The 22,029-nt window shown below is 43.4% G+C and carries 18 protein-coding genes; 14 read left to right on the plus strand and 4 right to left on the minus strand.

What is annotated here, in order from left to right; all coding sequences use genetic code 11:
• Positions 1–197 precede the first annotated feature (197 nt).
• Entirely contained in the window at positions 198–1,451 is a 1,254-nt protein-coding gene (gene msrA, locus GSF04_RS14705; RefSeq protein ID WP_039497723.1) for a peptide-methionine (S)-S-oxide reductase MsrA, read from the minus strand.
• A 219-nt stretch (positions 1,452–1,670) separates the two neighbouring features.
• On the opposite strand from msrA, the gene GSF04_RS14710 reads away from it, so the two are divergent.
• From GSF04_RS14710 to asnB, 8 genes are all read left to right on the plus strand, one after another.
• Positions 1,671–2,981 (plus strand): MFS transporter, encoded by a 1,311-nt coding sequence (locus GSF04_RS14710; protein WP_211857645.1) that lies wholly within the window; start codon positions 1,671–1,673, stop codon positions 2,979–2,981.
• 86 nt (positions 2,982–3,067) lie between these two features.
• Entirely contained in the window at positions 3,068–4,582 is a 1,515-nt protein-coding gene (locus tag GSF04_RS14715) for a leucyl aminopeptidase (RefSeq protein WP_211857646.1), read from the plus strand.
• A gap of 142 nt (positions 4,583–4,724) precedes the next feature.
• Complete coding sequence (pxpB, locus tag GSF04_RS14720; RefSeq protein ID WP_211857647.1) at positions 4,725–5,375, plus strand: 5-oxoprolinase subunit PxpB; 651 nt, start codon at positions 4,725–4,727, stop codon at positions 5,373–5,375.
• Positions 5,369–6,307: a biotin-dependent carboxyltransferase family protein gene (locus GSF04_RS14725; protein ID WP_211857648.1), complete on the plus strand. Its 939-nt coding sequence runs from the start codon at positions 5,369–5,371 to the stop codon at positions 6,305–6,307. The genes pxpB and GSF04_RS14725 overlap by 7 nt, the downstream gene beginning before the upstream one ends.
• Entirely contained in the window at positions 6,300–7,058 is a 759-nt protein-coding gene (locus GSF04_RS14730) for a DUF969 domain-containing protein (protein WP_211857649.1), read from the plus strand. Before GSF04_RS14725 ends, GSF04_RS14730 begins: the two co-directional genes overlap by 8 nt.
• Positions 7,055–8,065, plus strand: a complete 1,011-nt coding sequence (locus GSF04_RS14735; RefSeq protein ID WP_138523046.1) for a DUF979 domain-containing protein — start codon at positions 7,055–7,057, stop codon at positions 8,063–8,065. The genes GSF04_RS14730 and GSF04_RS14735 overlap by 4 nt, the downstream gene beginning before the upstream one ends.
• Positions 8,065–8,727, plus strand: coding sequence for a pyroglutamyl-peptidase I (pcp, locus tag GSF04_RS14740; RefSeq protein ID WP_010372450.1), 663 nt, complete (start codon positions 8,065–8,067; stop codon positions 8,725–8,727). The genes GSF04_RS14735 and pcp overlap by 1 nt, the downstream gene beginning before the upstream one ends.
• A 188-nt stretch (positions 8,728–8,915) precedes the next feature.
• Complete coding sequence (gene asnB / locus GSF04_RS14745; protein WP_211857651.1) at positions 8,916–10,586, plus strand: asparagine synthase B; 1,671 nt, start codon at positions 8,916–8,918, stop codon at positions 10,584–10,586.
• Positions 10,587–10,637: 51 nt separating this feature from the next.
• Here asnB and pssA read toward each other — a convergent pair whose 3' ends face one another.
• Positions 10,638–11,963, minus strand: a complete 1,326-nt coding sequence (pssA, locus tag GSF04_RS14750) for a CDP-diacylglycerol--serine O-phosphatidyltransferase (protein ID WP_211857653.1) — start codon at positions 11,961–11,963, stop codon at positions 10,638–10,640.
• 286 nt (positions 11,964–12,249) lie between these two features.
• Between pssA and trxB the strand changes: the two genes are divergently transcribed.
• The 4 genes from trxB (at position 12,250) to infA (ending at position 15,256) form a co-directional block, all read left to right on the plus strand.
• Entirely contained in the window at positions 12,250–13,203 is a 954-nt protein-coding gene (trxB, locus tag GSF04_RS14755; protein WP_017217521.1) for a thioredoxin-disulfide reductase, read from the plus strand.
• Between the two features lie 89 nt (positions 13,204–13,292).
• Complete coding sequence (gene aat, locus GSF04_RS14760) at positions 13,293–14,009, plus strand: leucyl/phenylalanyl-tRNA--protein transferase (protein WP_130164205.1); 717 nt, start codon at positions 13,293–13,295, stop codon at positions 14,007–14,009.
• Positions 14,002–14,733 carry an arginyltransferase gene (locus GSF04_RS14765; protein WP_130126462.1) on the plus strand — a complete coding sequence of 244 codons (732 nt, stop codon included), beginning with the start codon at positions 14,002–14,004 and terminating at the stop codon, positions 14,731–14,733. Before aat ends, GSF04_RS14765 begins: the two co-directional genes overlap by 8 nt.
• Positions 14,734–15,037: 304 nt before the next feature.
• On the plus strand, positions 15,038–15,256 hold the full coding sequence (infA, locus tag GSF04_RS14770) for a translation initiation factor IF-1 (protein ID WP_002962494.1): 219 nt from the start codon (positions 15,038–15,040) through the stop codon (positions 15,254–15,256).
• 1,001 nt (positions 15,257–16,257) lie between these two features.
• On the opposite strand, the gene clpA is transcribed toward infA, so the two are convergent.
• Positions 16,258–18,522 carry an ATP-dependent Clp protease ATP-binding subunit ClpA gene (gene clpA / locus GSF04_RS14775; protein WP_211857655.1) on the minus strand — a complete coding sequence of 755 codons (2,265 nt, stop codon included), beginning with the start codon at positions 18,520–18,522 and terminating at the stop codon, positions 16,258–16,260.
• A gap of 28 nt (positions 18,523–18,550) precedes the next feature.
• Positions 18,551–18,868: an ATP-dependent Clp protease adapter ClpS gene (clpS, locus tag GSF04_RS14780; protein WP_010379297.1), complete on the minus strand. Its 318-nt coding sequence runs from the start codon at positions 18,866–18,868 to the stop codon at positions 18,551–18,553.
• Between the two features lie 199 nt (positions 18,869–19,067).
• On the opposite strand from clpS, the gene cspD reads away from it, so the two are divergent.
• The gene (gene cspD, locus GSF04_RS14785; protein ID WP_010379294.1) at positions 19,068–19,286 is read left to right on the plus strand and encodes a cold shock domain-containing protein CspD; all 219 of its coding nucleotides are present in this window, start codon (positions 19,068–19,070) and stop codon (positions 19,284–19,286) included.
• A 492-nt stretch (positions 19,287–19,778) separates the two neighbouring features.
• Positions 19,779–21,998 (plus strand): NADP-dependent isocitrate dehydrogenase, encoded by a 2,220-nt coding sequence (locus GSF04_RS14790; RefSeq protein ID WP_211857657.1) that lies wholly within the window; start codon positions 19,779–19,781, stop codon positions 21,996–21,998.
• The last annotated feature ends 31 nt before the right edge of the window (positions 21,999–22,029 follow it).

Genomic DNA, 22,029 nt, shown 5'->3' on the forward strand with positions numbered 1-22,029 from the left:
TCAACCTGTTACTATATTAGTCTAGAGCCAAATTAGTATAAATGGCCACATGAACGGCAGATCAAATTTTAGGAGGAAGCAACCAAAGTACCACTTTGAAAAGTTAACAAGTAAACATGTTCTCCTAATACACAAAAGTAACTTCGACTTTGGTTTATGTCTGCCTCCTTAGCAAAAGGTAGCTTTAGGCGTAATACCTAAAGCGCCTCTCTCGCTTTAAACTCAAGTACTTGGGCATTGATACAATAGCGGTCTTGACCCTTTGGCCCTTCATTTTTAAATACATGGCCTAAATGAATGCCGCTGCTTTTTGAGCGTATTTCGGTTCTCACCATTCCATGGCTTAAATCTTTGTGATAGGTCACGCTGTCTTTTACTGGGTGAGTAAACGACAGCCACCCAGTGCCTGAGTTAAATCTATCTCGGGTGTCAAAAAGAATCTTGCCGCTTAATTTATCGATAAATACGCCATCTGGTGTGTTTTTAAAGATATCATACTGCTTGCAAAATGGTCTTTCTGTGCCTTTTTGAAAAGCAATGTCAAAAGCTTCTGAACGACCCAGCTTAAAAGCACCGAGTGCCTTATAAAACTCTTCTCTCGCCATAAAACCTTGAAAGCCAAGGGACTCAACACCATTTTCAATAAATAAGATCGTTGGCGTCGCCCAAGTCGCGGTTTTTATCATTAGTCCCTCGAGTTGATCTGCATAGCGAAAATGAAGTGGGATATCACCTTGATAGTCGTTTAACACCTCTTTTTTTAGCTTTTCACAATAAGGGCAATAGCTTTTAGCATCAACAATCACAATATGCTTACCTTGGGCTAGCATAGTGTTATCAGCTTTATCTTTCGCCACCTTTTCAAAGGTCACTCCCGTGCTGTGATCTGGGCAGTATCCCTTAGGGTTCTTGGTTAAGTAGTTTTGATGATACTCTTCCGCTGGATAGAATTTTCTAAGTGGCTTGATCTTGGTTTGAATGTCGCCATAGCCTTGCTCAGATAATAAATGTTGATACTGCGCTTTTAATGTGTGGGCCTTGTCACTTTGCTGCTCATCTGTGTATAGAATGATCGAGCGATACTGCGTTCCAACGTCATTACCCTGACGGTTTTTCTGGGTTGGATCGTGACTTTCAAAGTAGTACTTTAGCAGCGCATCGGTGGTGATAAGATTTGCGTTGTAAGTTACCTTTACCACTTCCGCATAGTTGTCTTCATCAAAGCGTCGGCTCGATTTAATAATTTCTCTATAACTTGGCTTAAACCCTTTACCGTCGGCATAGCCAGACTCAGCATCTATCACGCCCGTCATTTTCTCGTAGCGTTTTTCGGGACCCCAGAAACAACCGGAGCCCAACACTAACGTTTTAATATGGTTACTTGCGCCATCAACTTTAGGCTTGGGCATATCTGTCCCCGCGAGCGCCGAAACACCTACACCTAACATCATGATAAATCCTATCGATGCGGCTACCTGTAATGTTCTCATCACTACCCTCTCAATACTGTATGTCACAACTAAGTATGATTATCACTTCATACTTATTGAACTTAATATGATTTACTGCGTATTAAATGAGACCGTCTAAGGTTAATTATCATTTCATCTAAAGTCGTTCATGATAGTGAAGTAGTGCTGTCTGCAAAACTGCAAAATAAAGGAATAGGTGTGAGTAAAATAAGTGAGAATCTCTATCAAAAGCTAACCAATGATGACGAAGCGCGTGCCTGTAAGGCGATTGATGATAAGGCGTGTAAAGAAGTTCCAGGTAACTACGTGCTTATTTTATTGAGTCAACTATTTAGCAAATTGGGAGATGCCCTACTCAACCCAAAGATCACGCTACCTTGGCTGATGCAATCACTCGGTGCTCCTGCTTATTTGATATCGGCTCTAGTCCCCATTCGCGAGTCTGGTTCACTGATCCCACAATTGTTTATTGGTCAATGGGTGCGTAAGCATGCTAAGCGAAAGCACCTTTGGTCTCTCGGCGCACTTACGCAAGCTATTTGTGTACTGCTTATGGCGCTACTTGCATGGCAACAAACTGAAAATCAATTATACGCTTGGTTGGTACTTGGATTACTGGCGATTTTTAGCATCGCCCGCAGCTTAAGTTCCGTGTCGTCAAAAGATGTCATAGGTAAAACTATCCCTAAACAAAAGCGCGGCCAGCTTAGCGGCCAAGCCGCCTCTGTCAGTGGACTTATAACCGTTACATTTGGTGTTGGGCTTTTTATCGCAGCCACTCAAGTAAACAACGTCAACTTTGTGATCACACTGGTACTAGCTGCAACCTTTTGGTTGATTGGTGCAATAACGTTCTCACAAATCAAAGAATATGGAGGCGCCACCGAAGGCGGTGAAAACGGATTAGATAAAATAAAGCAAGATTTCGCGCTGTTAAAAACAGACCCAACACTGAAAAAATTTATTTTTGCGCGTGGGTTTTTGTTAAGTTCCGCGCTTATTCCGCCCTATTTCACCGTGCTGGCGCAGCAGAATATCGGCAACGGAGCATGGGTGTTGGCAGCTTTGTTAGCGGTGTCTGGGCTTGCCAGTTTAGTCAGTGGGGCTTTTTGGGGTCGTCTTGCCGATCAATCCAGTAAACGCGTGATGATGTATGGCGCTACAATCACCGTTGCCATCACTGCAATACTACTGGCAACTTCTTTATTTTATTCTTCACTGCTAGAAAGAATCTGGTTCATTCCACTTTGCTATTTTGTTATTGCTATCGCCCATCAAGGCGTGCGCGTGGGCCGCAAAACCTACGTGGTCGATATGGCTGAAGGAAACAAACGCACCAGTTACGTCACACTCAGTAACACAATTATCGGTATTGTGCTTTTATTAACAAGTGCACTTGGTGTCATTGCCTCGGCATTTTCAATTACAGTGTTACTTGCACTCTACATTATGATCACGATATTAGGCATTGTGCTGACAAGCCGCTTACCTAATGTCACTGAACGGTAAAACCTGTTACTTCACCGACAAATTGTGTCTAAATTTCTCTGATTAAGGTAAAAACGCCGCAATTTTAGTTATCTGAGGATAAGATTATGTCATTGACTACGCGTTTTTCTGCTTTAGCGCTGGCGGTTGCCAGCATGACTTCTGCAAATGCCGCTGACTTTGAGTTCAATACCAAGCTTGCAGACGCTGATGCACTGGTAATTTTTCAAGCTGGTGAAAGCCAAAGTAACCTAAAGTTCCTTGATAAAGACACTCGCAAACAATTGGAGCGCGCAATTGCTGCTGAAGACTTTAAAGGAGCATATGGCAAAACAGTTGAAGTATTAGCGCCAGTAGACTCTGATTATAAGCGTATCTTCATTGTTGGTTTAGGTGAAACGGGCGCACTCAATGCGAGCAAAATGACCAAACTTGGCGGTAACTTACACGCTAAATTTGAAGGTAAAAAGCTGGAGAGTGTTGCAGTTGCATTCGAAGACGTTGAGGGAGCGCTCTCAAATGCAGAACTAGCAGCACAATTTGCACACGGTGCAAACCTTCGTGACCACACCTTCGAAGTATACAAAAAAGAGCCTAACACTTTTAACGTAAGCTATCACTTCGACGTTGCCGATAAGCAAGCAACACAGGCTCAGTATAAAGCACTACAACACATTCAAGCTGGCGTGTTTTTAGCGCGTGACTTGACCTCTGAAGTCGCAACAGAAATGACCCCAGTAGACTTTGCAAAAGCAGCAAAGGAACTTGAACAATATGGCGTTGAAGTAAAAGTATTAGCACCAGCTGAACTTAAAGAGCTTGGCATGGGCGCACTTGAGGGCGTTGGCCGTGGTAGTGAGCACGGCTCTCGTTTAGTTGTAGCACACTATAAAGGCAACAGCGAGACACCGATTGCTCTGATCGGTAAAGGTATTACGTTTGATTCTGGTGGTTATAGCATCAAAACCGGCGCTTCGATTGCACGCATGAAATCTGACATGGCGGGCGCGGCTGCCGTGCTTGGTACAGTAAAAGCAATGGCACTGAGCAAAGCAGACGTAAACGTGGTCGCTGTGATGGGGATGGCGGCAAATATGGTGTCTCAGTATGCAATCGCACCGGGTGATGTACTGCGCACTGCAGAAGGTATTAGCGTAGAAGTTGTCAACACAGATGCTGAAGGTCGTTTGGTGCTGTCTGATGCAATGTGGTATGCACGTAAACATTACAGCCCTGAGATCATGATTGATGTCGCGACATTAACTGGCTCTAAAATTGGTGCTGTTGGTAACGAATATTCAGCAATTTTCTCTGAAGATGATAGCTTAATTACAGAATTTACCAACGCAGGTAAAGTTGTGAACGAAAACGTATGGCGTCTACCGCTTGGCTATAAAAACAAGCTAAAATCAGACATCGCCGATTTCCAAAACGTAGGTTCAGGTGGTCCTGGTGCAACAACTGCTGCGACTTTCCTGCAACAATTTGCAGGTGACACCCGTTGGGTTCATATCGATATTGCCGGTAACGCACTTTCAAGCTCAGCTAAAGACGAAGTACCAACTGGTGGTACAGGCTATGGCGTTCGCCTTCTAAGTCAATGGCTATTAACTGCTAAATAAATCCTCAGATTTTAAGCCGTGTTTAAATACGGCTTTTTTGTAACTACAACAAAACGGCAACTGATAGCAATAACTTCGTTTCAATTGCGAGGTGTGTTATAAGAAATATAACGTTTACCAAAGCAACCAACTGTTATTGTCTATGTCCGATGTGAGTTGTTATCTATTAGGTGAGCAAGCAATTGTTGTAAATGCAACGTGTTTGCCTGATAGCAAAAGTCCAATTAATCAACAATTGTTCGCCCTCAAGAAATGGCTTGATAGTAGCGGTGCTTTTATTGATGTAGTGCCTGCCAAATCTTCCGTTACTGCCTATTTAAAAGACCCCCGTAAAGCCGATGCCTGGCAACATAAAATCCAAGCACATTGGCAAGACCTAGAAGTAGCAGAGGTAAAGCCAACACGCCATCATATTGAGGTGTTTTATGGCAAAGAATTCGGACAGGATTTTGAACGTATAGCCCACGAATTACAACTGACACCAAAACAGCTTATCGAGCTGCACTCAAGCGTTGATTATCAAGTACAATTTATTGGCTTCTTACCCGGTTTTGCTTACTTATCAGGGTTACCAGCTGCGCTGCAATTACCCCGAAAATCCACACCGATTACCAAAGTCCCCAAAGGCAGTATTGCCATCGCAGACAGTTACAGTGCAATTTACCCGAGTCAATCTCCTGGTGGCTGGCATTTACTTGGACAAACCAATACTACGCTATTTGACCCAAATTCTGCATCCGCAAGCTTGCTACAACCGGGAGATATCGTGCGTTTTGTGGAGAAATCATGCTAGAAGTTATTAAACCTGGGCCACTTTCAACTATTCAAGACATTGGCCGTCAAGGACTTCGCCACTTAGGAGTAAGTCAAGCAGGTGTCATCGACCCTGTTGCGCTTAAACTTGCAAATACACTCTTGTCAAATGACGACGATAATGCAGCTATTGAAGTGACCATTGGCTTATGCGAGTTTCACTTCCACGCCCCCACTAACTTTGTTATCGCGGGGGCAGATCTCAATGCTGCTTTAAACGATGAAGCGATATACCCTTGCTGGCGCTACAGCGCTAAAGCTGGAGATAAGCTGACATTTAAACAAAATCGCGATGGTTTACGCGCTTATTTGGTGGTCGAAGGTGGATTTACCAACATAGACAAGCTGCTTGGGAGTTATTCAACCGATCTCATGGCAGGCTTTGGAGGAGTATGCGGCCGAGCTCTTAAACAAGGGGACAAACTAAGCTACACGCCAAGCACTGCCAAAGGCGCCGTTGGTGGTCTACAGCCCAGTTATGAAAAACTCATCCACTTTATTCCAGGCCCGCATCTCGAGTTAATTTCCAAACAGACACTGAGTGTATTAAACGACACCATTTGGAAAGTAAACCCCAGCAGTAATCGTATGGGCATTCGCCTAAGTGGCCATAGCAGCCTAATACATACACATAATATTGCAACCCAAGCCGTCCACCCAGGCGTTATTCAGCTGCCCCCCAGTGGCGAGCCCATTATCCTATTGAATGACTGCCAAACCACAGGCGGTTATCCAATTATTGGTACCATCATTCAAGCCGATATGCGCCACTTGAGCCAATTAGGCGCGGGTGATTGTATCCATTTAAAATCAACATCCCTTATAGATGCAGCAAAGGAATCTCACCGAGTACAGGCGCATCTCAATCAGCTAAGGTTAGCGCTTAAAAATAAAGAACAACAAAATGACTGAGCTAAATCTCCTTCCCCTTTCGGGCATTGCCGTGATTGTTATTGGCTTTGCTCTGAGGTTTAATCCCTTATTGGTTGTCACCTCGGCAGGTCTAGTTACTGGTTTTGCCGTTGGAATAGACTTTGTCGACTTAATTGCCACCTTTGGCGAAAAGTTTATGAACTCTCGCCAGCTTGCGAGCTTTTTACTTATCTTACCCGTGATTGCAATTTTAGAGCGTTACGGTTTACAGCAACGCGCTAAAGCTTGGGTTGCGGGCATAAAAGGGGCGACCACTTCTCGAATTTTAAGTATGTATTTTGTGGTCCGTGAGTGCTCCGCTGCGCTGGGGTTAATCAATTTAGCGGGCCAAGCGCAAACCGTTAGACCACTGCTTGCTCCGATGGCGATAGGCGCTGCGGCAAACCAATACGGCGACCTGCCACAAGATGTAAAAGACATGATAGGCGCACATGCTGCCGCCTGCGATAACATTGCCGTGTTCTTTGGCGAGGATATTTTTATCGCCTTTGGTGCTGTACTTCTGATGGATGCATTTCTAAAAGAAAACGGCATTGCCGGGATTGAACCGCTACATATCGGACTTTGGGCAATACCAACTGCAATTGCCGCGCTCATTGTTCATCTCTTCCGTTTAGCGCGATTTGAAGCAAAAATCCGGGCAGAAATTGCGCGCTGTCAGCAGCAACAAAGCGAAGAAGAGCAAACACTTAGCAACACAAATTCAGCGCTTAAGGAGGAGTCATTATGAGCTTAATGAACACTTCTGACGCGCAATCTAGCCTACTTTCAATTGACAACATCTATTTATTGATTGGTTTTATCGTGATGTTTCTGGTGGTAAAAACGCTACAAGATAAGGCCCATCCTAAGCGTCTCACTACGGCACTATTTTGGTTTTTATTTGGCTCTGTTTTTATCTTTGGCGATGCTTCTATCGCATTGATTGGTGAGCGAAATACATATTTATGGATTGGCATCAACGTGGTGATCATCGCACTGCTTGCAGGTATGAATATGGTTTCCATGGGAAATTACGACATGCCGTGCGAACGAGCCAAAACAGAAGATGCAAATCGGTTTGGTAATAAATTGTTTGTTCCTGCTGTACTTATTCCAATCGTTACTGTTATCTGTACTATCATCTTAAGTGAGATCCAGCTCGGCGATTTTTATCTATTCGATCAGGAGCACGTAACGCTTTCAGCACTGACACTCGCTTGCACCATCGCATTGCTGGTGAGCTGGAAAATAACCAAAGGCAGTCCACTACAAGCACTTTCTGAGTCTCGTCGCTTAGTTGATTCAATAGGCTGGGCAGCAATATTGCCACAGATGCTAGCAATGCTTGGCGGTGTATTTATCGTCGCAAACACTGGCACTGCTATCCAAGACTTAGTGACATTGTTTATTTCGCCAGATAACCGCTTTATGCTCGTTGTGCTGTATTGTGTGGGCATGGCACTCTTTACCATGATAATGGGCAATGCATTTGCCGCATTTCCGGTAATGACGGCGGGTATTGCGCTGCCATTTTTGATCCAGGGGCATGGCGCTGATCCTGCGCCGCTCGTCGCAATTGGCATGTATTCGGGTTATTGTGGAACACTGATGACACCGATGGCCGCTAACTTCAACATCGTGCCAGCGGCACTGTTAGATTTAAAAGATAAATACCAAGTCATTAAAGTGCAAATACCAACCGCTATAACGTTATTGGTGATTAATATTTTTCTTATGTACGGAGTCGTTTTTTAATGTCCAGTTACAGTAAACCTTGTGTCCTCGTGACTGGGTTCACCCCATTTGGTGGTGAGTCCATCAACCCTTCATGGCAATTAGCTCAGCTATTAGAAGGTGAGACCATTGAAGGTCACCTGATCCACACAAAAGAGTTACCTTGTGAATTTGACAAAAGTATTGAGTCTTTAACACAAGCGATAGATAAGTATCACCCAAGCATCGTGATCTGTTTAGGCCAGGCTGGTGGACGCTGTGATATCTCCATCGAACGTATTGCGATTAACGTTAACGATGCCAGAATAGCCGACAACGCAGGAAACCAGCCGATAGATACACCAGTCGTTACACACGGACCCGATGCTTACTTTGCCTCTTTACCAATAAAAAGTATGCTAAGTAGTGCGCTTCAAGCGGGAGTTCCTGCAAGTATTTCTAATACTGCGGGCACTTACGTGTGCAACCATGTGATGTATGGATTACTGCACTATCTTAGTACACATGACTTAGCGTGCCGTGGTGGCTTTGTACATATTCCATACTTGCCCTCCCAAGCGGCGCACCACCCTGGTGCGCCCAGTATGGACATTGACACCCTAGTTAAAGGAATAAAAATCCTATTAACCAGTGCTATTACACAAAAGCAAGATATTAAACTTGTCGCTGGAACGACACACTAATAAGTAATGCCCCAAAATGGTGCAGAATTGCACCATTGCACATCACAAAAAATTCACATTTTCTCTATTTCATTGTGTGACTTATCAAATTATTTTTGGTAGAACTTAAACTATCTCATGGTAGCTATGCTTCCGTGAGCAATAATAATTTGTTGATATTATCAACACATCAATAGGAATGAGGAAATATGTGTTCAATTTTCGGCGTACTTGACATCAAGACCGATCCCCTTGCACTTCGTGAGCAAGCGATCGAAATGTCAAAAAAATTAAGACACCGTGGCCCCGACTGGTCAGGGGTATATTCAAGTGAAAAAGCCATCCTAGTTCATGAGCGTTTGGCAATTGTTGGCGTTTCTAGCGGCGCACAACCATTATTTAACCCTGAAAAAACACATATTTTGGCGGTAAATGGTGAAATTTATAATCATAAAGAGCTTGCAAAAACACTGACCGTTCCATTTGAATTTCAAACAGAGTCAGACTGTGAAGTGATCTTGGCGCTATACAAGCAAAAAGGCCCTGAGTTTTTAGATGATCTCAATGGAATTTTTGCATTTTGTTTGTACGATGAAACGGAAGATGCCTTTTTAATTGGTCGTGATCATATCGGTATCATTCCACTTTACACTGGCCGTGATCAAAGCGGTAACCTCTATGTCGCCAGTGAAATGAAAGCGCTCACACCTATTTGTACACAAATTGAAGAGTTTCCTCCTGGCCATTATTGGTATTCAAAAGAAGGTGGTCCAAGAGAGTATTACCAACGCGACTGGCAAGCATTTAGTGCTGTAAAAGACAATGAGGCCAGCGCCGAAACGGTTAAAAATGGGCTAGAAGCCGCAGTAAAACGCCAATTGATGTGCGATGTGCCGTATGGCGTGTTGCTGTCTGGTGGTCTAGATTCTTCTGTGATTTCCGCTATCACACAAAAGTTTGCAGCAAAGCGTATCGAAGATGATGATGCTTCCGATGCTTGGTGGCCAAAACTTCACTCATTTTCCATTGGCTTGGAAGGTTCACCCGATCTCGCTGCAGCACAAAAGGTAGCGGATAAAATCGGCACAGTTCACCATCCCATTCACTTTACCGTACAACAAGGGATTGATGCTCTGAAAGAAGTGGTCTATCACCTAGAGACCTACGATGTCACAACCATTCGCGCTTCTACTCCTATGTACCTCATGGCACGCTACATTAAAGCAATGGGCATTAAAATGGTGCTATCGGGTGAAGGGGCCGATGAACTATTTGGCGGCTATTTGTATTTCCACAAAGCACCAAATGCTGAGGAGTTTCACAACGAGCTAAACCGAAAGGTCTCGAAACTGCATATGTTTGATTGCTTACGTGCAAATAAGTCGATGGCAGCTTGGGGGGTTGAAGCACGTGTACCCTTCTTAGATAAAGAATTTGTCGATATTGCCATGCGCACTAACCCAGACTACAAAATGTGTAAAGATGGCCGTATCGAAAAACATATTATCCGTGAGGCGTTTGATGGCTATTTACCCGATGACGTATTGTGGCGCCAAAAAGAGCAATTTTCTGATGGCGTAGGCTATAGCTGGATCGATTCACTAAAAGAGTATGTTAGTCAGCAAGTGAGCGACTCGGATCTTGAAAACGCCCACTACCGCTATCCAATCAATACACCTGATAGCAAAGAAGCCTATTATTATCGCACCATTTTTGAGTCGCATTTCCCTGGAGAAGCGGCAGCTAAGTGTGTTCCTCACGGCAAGTCTGTGGCGTGTTCAACGCCTGAAGCGCTTGCTTGGGACGAGTCTTTCCAGCGCAATGCCGATCCATCAGGTCGCGCAGCGAGCTCACACAACGAAGCGTATAATCAAAAATAAGAAAGTAAAAAAGGGACGCTCGTCCCTTTTTTAAAATTATCAGTTCTTGCGTTAAATAAAACGCTTGATGATAAAGTCGACTTTCACACGCTTGGCCTGACCAAGGAGTTTTTTCACCGGTGCTGGATAATCCGCTAGTGTCTCGAGATCATCGTGGCTTTCGATGCGACGGCAATGTTTTAAGATCTCTTGCTTTTCTAACTCAATTTGAGGCAACAATACTTTGTCGGGATCTTCTATTAGAATGCCATTTTCAATATCTAACCCCCACGCCCTTGGGTTGAGATTGTGACCACTCATTAAATGCGTATCGCCATCTTTGCTCACTCCCTTCAAGTGAAACGAGTTATTGCCATCTTGCCACAGATACACATCCAGCAATCCGGCAGTTATGAAGCGGCGTTGCGACTTGATAAATTTATACAAAATGGTTTCGTACAAATAAGGAAGCGCACCAATTCGGCTAAATGGCTGCTCTGGACTGATATAGAAATCATTTGCCGTTTTATCCCCCACCACTATTGTTACCTTTTTACCTGTTTTCAGTAAACGACGTAGCGAGCGAAGTAGAGGAGCCGGAAAATTGAAGTAAGGGGTGTAAAGTACTAACTCTTGTTCTGTGGTATCGAAAAGCGCCTTAATAAGACGGTTTAGCTTATTAGTTCTACGACCAAAACCTAAAAATGGACGAACCGTTAGACCTTCCCGACTGTTCGCCTTGGAAATATCATAACTGGCCTTTTTCAACTGTTTCATCAGCTGTTTTTGCTCAGTACGAATGTCGAGTAAAGTAGGTAATGGGCGGATGTCGAGTCTAGGTACTGCGTCGGACGCTATCAGCACTTGATCGGTAAAATGGCAAAAGCTATCCGCGAGCTGTGCTTGTTTAATCACAAAGTAGCGGTCTAGGCGGTATTTTTCATCATGATGCAAGTAGACATTATTTAAACTAGCACCACTATAAAGCAGGATGTCGTCAATAACAAAGCCTTTTAAATGCAACACACCAAAAAGCTCTTTTGCTTTTACCGGCACACCATACACTTCGACTTGAGTGCCTAGCTGCTCTTTTAAATCACAATATAGCTTGGCGTTGCCTTCTGACTTTTCAGCACCAATGAGGCCACGTTGCGCACGGTGAAAATCAACCAACACTTTTACCGTTAAGTCTGGATTTTGCTGTGCAGCCTCGTGCAATGCGTGCAATATCTCACGACCTGCCTCATCATCTTGAAGATAAAGTGCGGTGATATAAATACGCGTTTTTGCCTGTGAGATCAGTTGTAAAAGCGTCTGATGATATTGCTTAGCATCAGTTAACACCTCACAATCTTGTGCACTTAACCCAAAGCCTGGGGTATTCTGCCAAAATGCCATATGTACCTTTTCAATTAGGCTATCAACTCTTGATAGCAAAACAAAATTCTCTAAAACATATCAAAAAAAAAACCTGAGGTCATGAAATACTGCTGTTTTTTGCTAGTCCAGAACAAGATTGCTCAATCTGTAGTCGATTTAAAACAAAACAGTACAAATTTTTTGACAACTTGCCAATTTATACCAAATCGGATTACGGTTTTTTATTTACTTCCCTATTGAATTACATAGAATCGAACAAACTTTTGCTTAATAGCATTTTTTAGAATTTAGTTAGGAAAATTACATGAGCGATGCAAAACACTGCAAACTGTTGATTTTAGGTTCGGGTCCTGCAGGCTACACTGCCGCGGTATACGCAGCACGAGCAAATTTAAACCCAGTATTAATCACAGGTATGCAGCAAGGTGGTCAGCTGACTACAACAACTGAAGTCGAGAACTGGCCTGGTGATGCACATGGTTTAACGGGTCCAGCACTTATGGACCGTATGAAAGAGCATGCAGAGCGCTTTGAAACTGAAATCATTTTCGATCACATCAACAAAGTTGACGTGACGAAGCGCCCTTTCACACTCACTGGCGATCAAGGTACTTATACTTGTGATGCGTTAATCATCGCAACAGGCGCATCTGCTAAATACCTTGGTCTAGAGTCTGAAACAGCGTTCCAAGGCCGTGGCGTATCTGCTTGTGCGACTTGTGATGGATTTTTCTATCGTGGTCAAAAGGTTGCGGTTGTCGGTGGTGGTAATACCGCGGTTGAAGAAGCACTTTATCTATCAAACATCGCTGAAGAAGTACATGTTATTCACCGCCGCGATTCTTTCCGCAGTGAGAAAATTCTTGCCGATCGCCTAATGGATAAAGCAGCGAATGGTAATGTTGTGTTACATCTAAATCGCACACTTGATGAGGTGCTAGGTGATGATATGGGTGTTACTGGTATTCGTATCAAAGATACTGATTCCGAAGCGACAGAGCAACTTGATCTTGCTGGTGTTTTCATCGCGATTGGTCACAAACCAAACACAGATATGTTTGAGGGCCAGCTAGAGATGAAAGATGGTTATTTGGTTGTGCAGTCGGGCCTAAATGGTAACGCAACACAGACCAGTGTTGAAGGTGTATTTGCAGCAGGTGATGTGTCTGACCACATTTACCGTCAAGCAATTACCTCTGCTGGTACAGGCTGTATGGCAGCACTAGACGCTGAGCGCTTCTTAGATAGCCAAAAATAATAGATAAATGGGTCGGTCTAGACTGACCCTCTTCCCTCCTTGCCTTAATTTGCTATATTGAAATAAATAACAATCTTGTAGTTTGTTCAATGATCCAACAACTGTTCCACCTTGCTTGCGATGACTTTCGTTTTCCGCCAAATCACTATGCCTTATCTGAACCAGATGGACTGCTTGCTATTGGTGGTTGTTTACAAGTAAAACGTCTGAAAAACGCTTATGCCAATGGGATCTTTCCTTGGTTCAATGAAGGTGAGCCAATTATGTGGTGGAGCCCAAGCGAGCGCGGCATTTTGGAGCTTCAAGATTTTCACTGTGGTAAAACACTAAGAAAAGCGCAACGTAAACTCAGTCCAACCGTCACTATCAATACCGCCTTTTCACAAGTGATTGAAGCTTGTAGAAATCAACGAATGGCCGCTGAAGGAACTTGGATCACAAATGCGATGTTGGCTGCGTATCAGCAAGCGCACATTCAGGGGTTAGCACATAGTGTGGAGATATGGGATCAAGGTAACCTAGTTGGCGGGCTATATGGCATCATGCAGTCTGGTGTATTTTGTGGTGAATCTATGTTCCACACCTTACCTAATACGTCCAAAATGGCGATGTGGGCACTGGTAAATTGGCTCAAAGCCCATCAGGCACATTTTATTGATTGCCAACTTGAAAATCCTTATTTAACAAGTTTGGGATTAAAAGTTGTACCAAGGAGCGAGTTTTTGACTAGACTTAAATTGGCGGATCGATTTGAGATCCCATCATCAATGTGGCAGCCTCAGGAGTTGAAAGCTATCTATGAATGAACACTTTCCTTCTAAAATCGGACTGAGCCAACAATTTAGTTGTAGTTATTTACCTGAGCAGAAGGAACAGTTACTGGTTATTCTAGACCCAAATTGTTACAGCCCAGATAGATTTGAACAATTGTTAGCATTAGGGTTTCGCCGCAGTGGAGACCAGATTTATCGTCCACACTGTCCCGCATGCTCAGCTTGTCAATCAGTAAGAGTATTAACTCAAGAATTTAAACCGAGTAAATCTCAAAAACGCAAACGCAATAAATTAAAGCAAGATTATCAGCTAATTATTAGCCACCAGGAGCGTCCTGAATACTATCCGCTATACGAAAAATATATCAGCCTACGTCACAGCGATGGCTCTATGTACCCACCTAACCGTCTCCAGTACGAAAGCTTCTTATTTTGTCGTTGGATGAACATCGTCTTTATCGAGCTATGGCACAAAGATAAATTAATTGCAGTAGCCGTCACTGATTCAATGCCTTATTCATTGTCTGCTATTTATACCTTTTTCGATCCTGAGTATGAATCACTAAGTATCGGCACTATCATGATCATGGCTCAGCTCGAACAGGCAGCGAAACAAAATAAACCGTACTTGTACTTGGGTTATCAAATCGACGACTGCAAGAAAATGCGTTACAAAACCCAATTTGTTCCAGCACAAAAGCTAGTTAAAGATATTTGGCAAGATATTGATCCGGATGTCTCACAACCTTGTGCTTAATACCTAGCTTTCCTGCATACGTTTGCTCAAATGCAGGAATACACCTCCTTTTACACCACAACTATCCTATAGCATGGACAAAAAACATGCGTTACTAGCAGACTTTCCTATGCTAGAATGTCGCCCTTGCCTATCAACAAGGCTCCAGATTTTGAAATGCGTTAGGAATAGAAGCAAAAAACTTTGGTAAAACTGGCTGAATAAATGACCAAATTAACAAAAAATCAGCTTGTAACTTTACTTATTCCCCGCTTTTGGGCAAAATCTGCATCGTTTAATTTAACCAAGAGGTGATACGCTACACATGGCGAAAGAAGACGTAATTGAAATGCAAGGCACGGTCCTTGACACGCTACCAAACACAATGTTCCGTGTTGAACTAGAAAATGGTCACGTGGTTGTTGCACATATTTCTGGAAAAATGCGCAAAAACTACATCCGTATTTTGACTGGTGACAAAGTTACTGTTGAAATGACGCCTTACGACCTATCAAAGGGACGTATTGTCTTCCGTGCTCGTTAATCTGCGTGTGTAGATTTATACTAAGTTGATGCCGTAAACTCGTTGATACCCAAGCGACTTCAAAATGCTGATGTTACTTAGGTATACCAAGTTCATTCAAGCAATTAGTATACACGAACGACTAGCACTGAGTTTGAGAGACGGTGATGCCGCATCAAACTGAGTGATAACAAAAAGCCCAGCGATTCTGGGCTTTTTGTCGTGTGAAACTTTTTATTCTAACCCCACCATTCAAAGGGAGCATCATGGTCTTCCGTGCTCGTTACTCTGCGTGTGTAGATTTATACTAAGTTGATGCCGTAAACTCGTTGATACCCAAGCGACTTCAACATGCTGATGTTACTTAGGTATACCAAGTTCATTCAAGCAATTAGTATACACGAACGACTAGCACTGAGTTTGAGAGACGGTGATGCCGCATCAAACTGAGTGATAACAAAAAGCCCAGCTATTCTGGGCTTTTTGTCGTGTGAAACTTTTTATTCTAACCCCACCATTCAAAGGGAGCATCATGGTCTTCCGTGCTCGTTAATCTGCGTGTGTAGATTTATACTAAGTTGGTGCCGTACCAAGCGACTTCAACATACTGATGTTACTTAGGTATACCAAGTTCATTCAAGCAATTAGTATACACGAACGACTAGCACTGAGTTTGAGAGACGATAATGCCGCATCAAACTGAGTGATAACAAAAAGCCCAGTTATTCTGGGCTTTTTGTCGTTTGAAGCTTTTTATTTTAACCCCACCGTTCAAAGGGAGCATCATCGTCTTCCGTGCTCATTAATCTGCGTGTGTAGATTTATACTAAGTTGATGCCGTAAACTCGTTGATACCCAAGCGACTTCAACATACTGATGTTACTTAGGTATACCAAGTTCATTCAAGCAATTAGTATACACGAACGACTAGCACTGAGTTTGAGAAACGGTGATGCCGCATCAAACTGAGTGATAACAAAAAGCCCAGTGACGCTGGGCTTTTTATAAATACTTCAGAGGTTTTATGCTGACACCGCTTCCGTTTGGTAATCAAAGGACAACTTGTTGTCTTTCACTGTAACTTTCACTGTCCCACCATCAGACAAATGACCAAACAAGATTTCATTGGCAAGTGGCTTTTTCAGGTTGTCCTGAATAACCCTCGCCATTGGACGAGCCCCCATTGCCTTGTCGTAACCCAGATCTGCCAGCCAATCTCGTGCTTGCGCCGTAAGTTCCAGGTTAACCGATTTCTTATCAAGCTGCGCTTGCAATTCAACAATGAATTTATCAACAACTTGCAAGATAACTTCTTTCTCTAGGTGGTTGAACCAAATGATGTTATCCAAGCGGTTTCTAAACTCTGGTGTGAACACCTTATTGATTTCTACCATGGCATCATGAGAGTAGTCTTGCTGCTGGAATCCAATCGATTGACGAACAGTCTCTTGCACACCCGCATTTGTTGTCATCACCAACACAATGTTTCTAAAGTCTGCCTTACGACCATTGTTGTCTGTTAATGTACCATGATCCATAACCTGCAACAGAATGTTGTAGATGTCTGGGTGCGCTTTCTCTATTTCATCCAGCAACACCACTGCATGAGGATGCTTGATTGCAGCCTCGGTCAACAGTCCACCTTGCTCAAAGCCAACGTATCCCGGAGGCGCACCTATTAGTCGGCTAACAGCATGGCGCTCAGAGTACTCAGACATATCGAAGCGAATAAACTCTATGCCCATACACTTAGCAAGTTGCTTGGTTACTTCGGTTTTACCGACCCCTGTAGGACCTGCAAACAAGAATGAACCTACAGGCTTGTCTTCATTAGCAAGACCAGAGCGTGATAAGCGAATTGCTGATGTTAACGCGTCAATCGACTCATCTTGGCCAAACACCAACATCTTCAAGTTACGATCAAGATTCTTGAGCGTTTCTTTATCACTAGATGACACGCTTTGCTGTGGAATACGCGCCATTTTAGACACAATCGCTTCAATGTCCGACACATTAATCGTTTTCTTACGTCTTGAAGTTGGCTGTAGCCTTTGACTGGCGCCCGCTTCATCAATGACATCGATTGCTTTGTCAGGCAAATGGCGCTCATTGATATATTTAGCGCTCAGCTCAGCTGCCGCTTTTAACGCTTTTTGCGTGTAACGAATACCGTGGTGCTCTTCATACCGCTCTTTCAAACCATGTAAAATCTTAGTGGTATCTTCGACGCTTGGTTCAACCACATCAATTTTTTGGAAGCGGCGCACTAACGCTCTGTCTTTCTCAAAAATATTCTTGAATTCAGAATATGTTGTTGAGCCCATACAGCGAAGCTGTCCACTCGATAATAGTGGCTTAATTAGATTAGACGCATCCATCACACCACCTGAAGCAGCGCCAGCGCCGATAATGGTATGGATTTCATCAATAAATAATATCGCATGAGGTTTCGATTGAAGTTCTTTTAGTAGCGCTTTAAAGCGCTTCTCAAAGTCGCCGCGATATTTTGTACCCGCAAGTAATGCCCCCATATCCAGTGAGTAAACCACTGCATCGGCAATTACATCGGGTACCTGATTATTAACTATTCGATACGCTAAACCTTCAGCAATCGCGGTTTTACCAACCCCCGCTTCACCAACGAGTAATGGGTTATTTTTCTTACGACGGCACAGTACCTGAACCGTACGCTCAACTTCCTCATCACGACCAACCAGCGGATCAATGCGTCCAGATTCCGCTTGAATATTTAGATTAGAAGTGAAATTTTCCAGCTTGGTTTTCTCTTCCTGTTGCATTTCACCGCTATCGTCATGCATTTCTTCATGATCTTCTTGCTCGTGATCATCTTCAATCTTAGAGATACCATGACTAATGAAATTAACGATATCCAAGCGGCTCACGTCAGCCTTTTTAAGTAAATAAACAGCTTGGCTTTCTTGCTCAGAAAAAATAGCAACAAGTACATTTACCCCAGTCACTTCTGAGCGACCAGAGGATTGAACATGGAATACAGCGCGTTGTAGCACACGTTGAAAACCAAGTGTCGGCTGTGTTTCTCTGTCTTCCTCTAAATCAGGAATAACAGGCGTAGTTTCATCAATAAACTCTGATAACTCGCGCTTCAAGGTATCCATATCGACACCACAGGCATCTAGCGCCTCACTAGCAGAAGGGTTATCGATCAATGCAAGTAATAAATGCTCAACCGTCATAAATTCGTGACGGCGAGAACGAGCCTCGCGAAACGCGGCATTAAGAGTAAGTTCTAAGTCTTTGTTTAGCATTGGCAACCCCCAACAAGAAATTTATAGGTCATTCCTGCTCACAACTACAGAGCAGCGGGTGCTCGTTGTCACGAGCATATCGGTTTACCTGCTCAGCCTTAGTATGGGCTATGTCAGCAGGGTATACTCCACATACCGCTTTTCCCTTGTGATGCACTTCAAGCATCACCTCAGTTGCTCTCTCGCTATCCATATTGAAGAATGTCGTCAATACCTCGACAACAAAATCCATGGGCGTGTAATCATCATTATTCAAAATCACTTTATATTTTCGCGGCGGTTGAAGCTGCTGCTTCTGTTCCTCGCGAACGGCGTCCAATACACCAGAATCTTTTGTCCCACTCATAATAAATATAGTCTTGTCTTAGATACTCAAGCAAATAGATTTGAGAAATAAATAAAATGTTAAAAAAAAGAGCAAAAAACTTGACTGCTTGCTCATATAAACTACAGTCTTACATGACTGTCTAATCTATGGGCAGTTTAGCAAAATTAAAAGAGTAGATTAACTTTAATTTAGTCAACTTATAGAAGGATGTAGAAGTATGGCTTGCGGAAAAGTCAAATGGTTCAATAACGCCAAAGGGTTTGGTTTCATCGTAGAAGACGGCAGTGACGAAGATATCTTTGCTCATTACTCAACGATTGTAATGGATGGATACAAGACGCTTAAAGCTGGTCAGGATGTATCATTCGAGCTACAACAAGGACCTAAGGGTCTACACGCAACCAACATCGCTCCAATTACGGAAGATGTTGTATAAGTGTTAAGTAGTTTTTGGCTAAAGCGGGTTACATGAGTGCTCGCTTATTCCTCTCTTTGAATCGCTCCACCAAAATCTAAAAGAAATTTTCAGCCTTTCCTTTATCAAGTTTGTTATAACTTTTCACTTTTGCACTTTAAATTTAATAATTAGCCCCCATATGCAAACACTGTTAGACTAAAGCACGCTTGCAAAGTCAATTTCAGGTTGGTTAGATATTGCTACTTTGATGCATTTCAATGCTGAATGAATACCAGTTATTGTGATAAGCCAAAAGTATAAATACCTAACAAACTTGCTAATGCTGCGCTACCTAGACATCGATTCTAACGAGGATTGTCGAGGTTTTTTGCATCTTTCACTAATCGCTTAGTGAACTGGTCCAGTTTAAACCGGCTACAACAACACGTTGTTGAGTGTGAAAATTGCGTTGCTTAGTCCTATTAGCAATTGTTGAACGGCGTAACAGCCCACAACTATCTAGGAATGATGATGACATCGAAAATTATCTATACCAAAACAGATGAAGCCCCGGCTCTCGCAACTTACTCGCTATTGCCAATCATCCAAGCATTCACTAAGCCTGCAAATATCGAAGTTGAAACTCGCGATATTTCACTTGCAGGACGTATCATTGCGACTTTCCCTGAGTACTTAAAAGAAGAACAACGTATTGGTGATGCACTCGCTGAGCTAGGTGCACTTGCGAAAACGCCTGAAGCTAACATCATCAAGTTACCTAATATCAGTGCTTCAATTCCACAACTTCGTGCAGCGATTAAAGAATTGCAAGCTAAAGGTTATGCGCTTCCAGAGTATCCTTCTGAAGCAAAAACAGACGAAGAAGCCGATGTTAAAGCACGTTATGACAAAATCAAAGGCAGTGCAGTAAACCCTGTACTTCGTGAAGGTAACTCAGACCGCCGTGCTCCAACTTCAGTCAAAGGCTACGCTCGTAAAAACCCGCATTCAATGGGTGCTTGGTCTAAAGACTCTCAGTCTTATGTTGCATCAATGGCTGACGGTGACTTCTTCGGTTCTGAACAATCGGTAACGGTTGCTGCAGCGACTGATGTTCGTATTGAACACGTAGCGAGCAATGGTGACATCACCGTACTTAAACAAAGCACGCCACTACTTGCAGGTGAAATCATTGACGCCTCTCGTATGAGTGTACAGGCACTACGTGAATTCTTAGCAGCGCAAGTACAAGAAGCAAAAGATAAAGGCGTTTTATTCTCGCTACACATGAAAGCAACCATGATGAAGGTGTCAGATCCAATCATCTTTGGTCATGCTGTAAAAGTATTCTACAAAGACGTATTCGAAAAGCATGCGGCGACATTTGCTGAAATCGGTGTTGATGCAAGCAACGGTGTTGGCGACGTGTACTCAAAAATTGAGTCGTTGGACGACGCGAAGCGCAAAGAAATCGAAGCTGACCTTGCAGCAGTTTACGAGACAGCACCTGATATCGCGATGGTAGACTCAGACCGTGGTATTACAAACCTGCATGTACCTAGTGACGTGATCATCGATGCATCAATGCCTGCTGCCATTCGTTCAAGCGGTCAGATGTGGAATGCTGAAGGTAAACAACAAGATACTGCTTTTGTGATCCCTGATCGTTGCTACTCAGGTGTGTACGGCGCAACTATCGATTTCTGTAAAGAAAATGGTGCATTTGACCCACGTACTATGGGTACAATTCCTAACGTCGGTCTAATGGCACAAAAAGCGGAAGAGTACGGTTCACACGACAAAACGTTTGAAGCTCCATCAGCTGGCACAATCCGCGTCGTTGATGCTGCGGGCAACACTTTACTTGAGCATACCGTTGCTGAGGGCGACATCTGGCGTATGTGTCAGGTGAAAGATGCACCGATCAAAGACTGGGTAAAACTAGCGGTTAACCGTGCTCGCGCAACGAATACACCTGCCGTTTTCTGGTTAGACGAAGCCCGTGCTCACGATGCTGAACTTATCAAAAAGGTAAACGCATATTTGCCTGAGCATGACACTGATGGCCTTGAAATCCTAATCAAAGCACCAGTAGATGCAACGCTATACTCACTAGAGCGCATGAAAAAAGGCGAAGATACTATTTCAGTAACGGGTAACGTATTACGTGACTATCTAACTGACCTATTCCCAATTTTAGAGCTCGGTACCAGTGCAAAAATGCTATCTATCGTTCCACTAATGAATGGCGGTGGCTTATTTGAAACTGGTGCGGGCGGTTCTGCGCCAAAACACGTACAACAGTTCGAAAAAGAAAACCACTTGCGTTGGGACTCGCTAGGCGAATTCCTTGCACTGGCTGCTTCTTTTGAGCATTTGAGCCAAACAACGGGTAATGCTAAGGCACAAGTACTTGCAGATACATTAGATGCAGCAACGGCTAAATTCTTAGATGAAAACAAGTCACCTTCACGTAAAGTGAAAGAGCTTGATAACCGTGGTAGCCATTTCTACCTTGCAATGTACTGGGCTCAAGAGCTTGCTGCACAAGACAAAGATGCAGAGCTGAAGGCTAAGTTTGAAAATGTTGCTGCGGAACTAACAGCAAAAGAAGCCGATATTGTTGCAGCACTGAATGAAGCACAAGGTCAAGCAATGGATGTTGGTGGTTATTACCAGCCAGAAGATGACAAAGCGTTCGCAGCTATGCGTCCTTCTGCGGTATTTAACGACGTATTAGCGTCACTGTAATCTTCGGATAACAGTCAAAAAGCGGCCCAAG

This window comes from Pseudoalteromonas sp. A22 (assembly GCF_018141345.1).
Classification (GTDB): Bacteria; Pseudomonadota; Gammaproteobacteria; order Enterobacterales; family Alteromonadaceae; genus Pseudoalteromonas; species Pseudoalteromonas maricaloris.

What these genes read in the sequence shown, in the direction of transcription:
- clpS (WP_010379297.1), bottom strand. Translation starts at nt 18,868, where the DNA reads ATGAGTGGGACAAAAGATTCTGGTGTATTGGACGCCGTTCGCGAGGAA.
- GSF04_RS14765 (WP_130126462.1), top strand. Translation starts at nt 14,002, where the DNA reads ATGAATGAACACTTTCCTTCTAAAATCGGACTGAGCCAACAATTTAGT.
- cspD (WP_010379294.1), top strand. Translation starts at nt 19,068, where the DNA reads ATGGCTTGCGGAAAAGTCAAATGGTTCAATAACGCCAAAGGGTTTGGT.
- asnB (WP_211857651.1), top strand. Translation starts at nt 8,916, where the DNA reads ATGTGTTCAATTTTCGGCGTACTTGACATCAAGACCGATCCCCTTGCA.
- pxpB (WP_211857647.1), top strand. Translation starts at nt 4,725, where the DNA reads ATGTCCGATGTGAGTTGTTATCTATTAGGTGAGCAAGCAATTGTTGTA.
- msrA (WP_039497723.1), bottom strand. Translation starts at nt 1,451, where the DNA reads ATGATGTTAGGTGTAGGTGTTTCGGCGCTCGCGGGGACAGATATGCCC.
- infA (WP_002962494.1), top strand. Translation starts at nt 15,038, where the DNA reads ATGGCGAAAGAAGACGTAATTGAAATGCAAGGCACGGTCCTTGACACG.
- trxB (WP_017217521.1), top strand. Translation starts at nt 12,250, where the DNA reads ATGAGCGATGCAAAACACTGCAAACTGTTGATTTTAGGTTCGGGTCCT.
- GSF04_RS14735 (WP_138523046.1), top strand. Translation starts at nt 7,055, where the DNA reads ATGAGCTTAATGAACACTTCTGACGCGCAATCTAGCCTACTTTCAATT.
- GSF04_RS14715 (WP_211857646.1), top strand. Translation starts at nt 3,068, where the DNA reads ATGTCATTGACTACGCGTTTTTCTGCTTTAGCGCTGGCGGTTGCCAGC.
- pcp (WP_010372450.1), top strand. Translation starts at nt 8,065, where the DNA reads ATGTCCAGTTACAGTAAACCTTGTGTCCTCGTGACTGGGTTCACCCCA.
- clpA (WP_211857655.1), bottom strand. Translation starts at nt 18,522, where the DNA reads ATGCTAAACAAAGACTTAGAACTTACTCTTAATGCCGCGTTTCGCGAG.
- GSF04_RS14730 (WP_211857649.1), top strand. Translation starts at nt 6,300, where the DNA reads ATGACTGAGCTAAATCTCCTTCCCCTTTCGGGCATTGCCGTGATTGTT.
- pssA (WP_211857653.1), bottom strand. Translation starts at nt 11,963, where the DNA reads ATGGCATTTTGGCAGAATACCCCAGGCTTTGGGTTAAGTGCACAAGAT.
- GSF04_RS14725 (WP_211857648.1), top strand. Translation starts at nt 5,369, where the DNA reads ATGCTAGAAGTTATTAAACCTGGGCCACTTTCAACTATTCAAGACATT.
- GSF04_RS14790 (WP_211857657.1), top strand. Translation starts at nt 19,779, where the DNA reads ATGACATCGAAAATTATCTATACCAAAACAGATGAAGCCCCGGCTCTC.
- aat (WP_130164205.1), top strand. Translation starts at nt 13,293, where the DNA reads ATGATCCAACAACTGTTCCACCTTGCTTGCGATGACTTTCGTTTTCCG.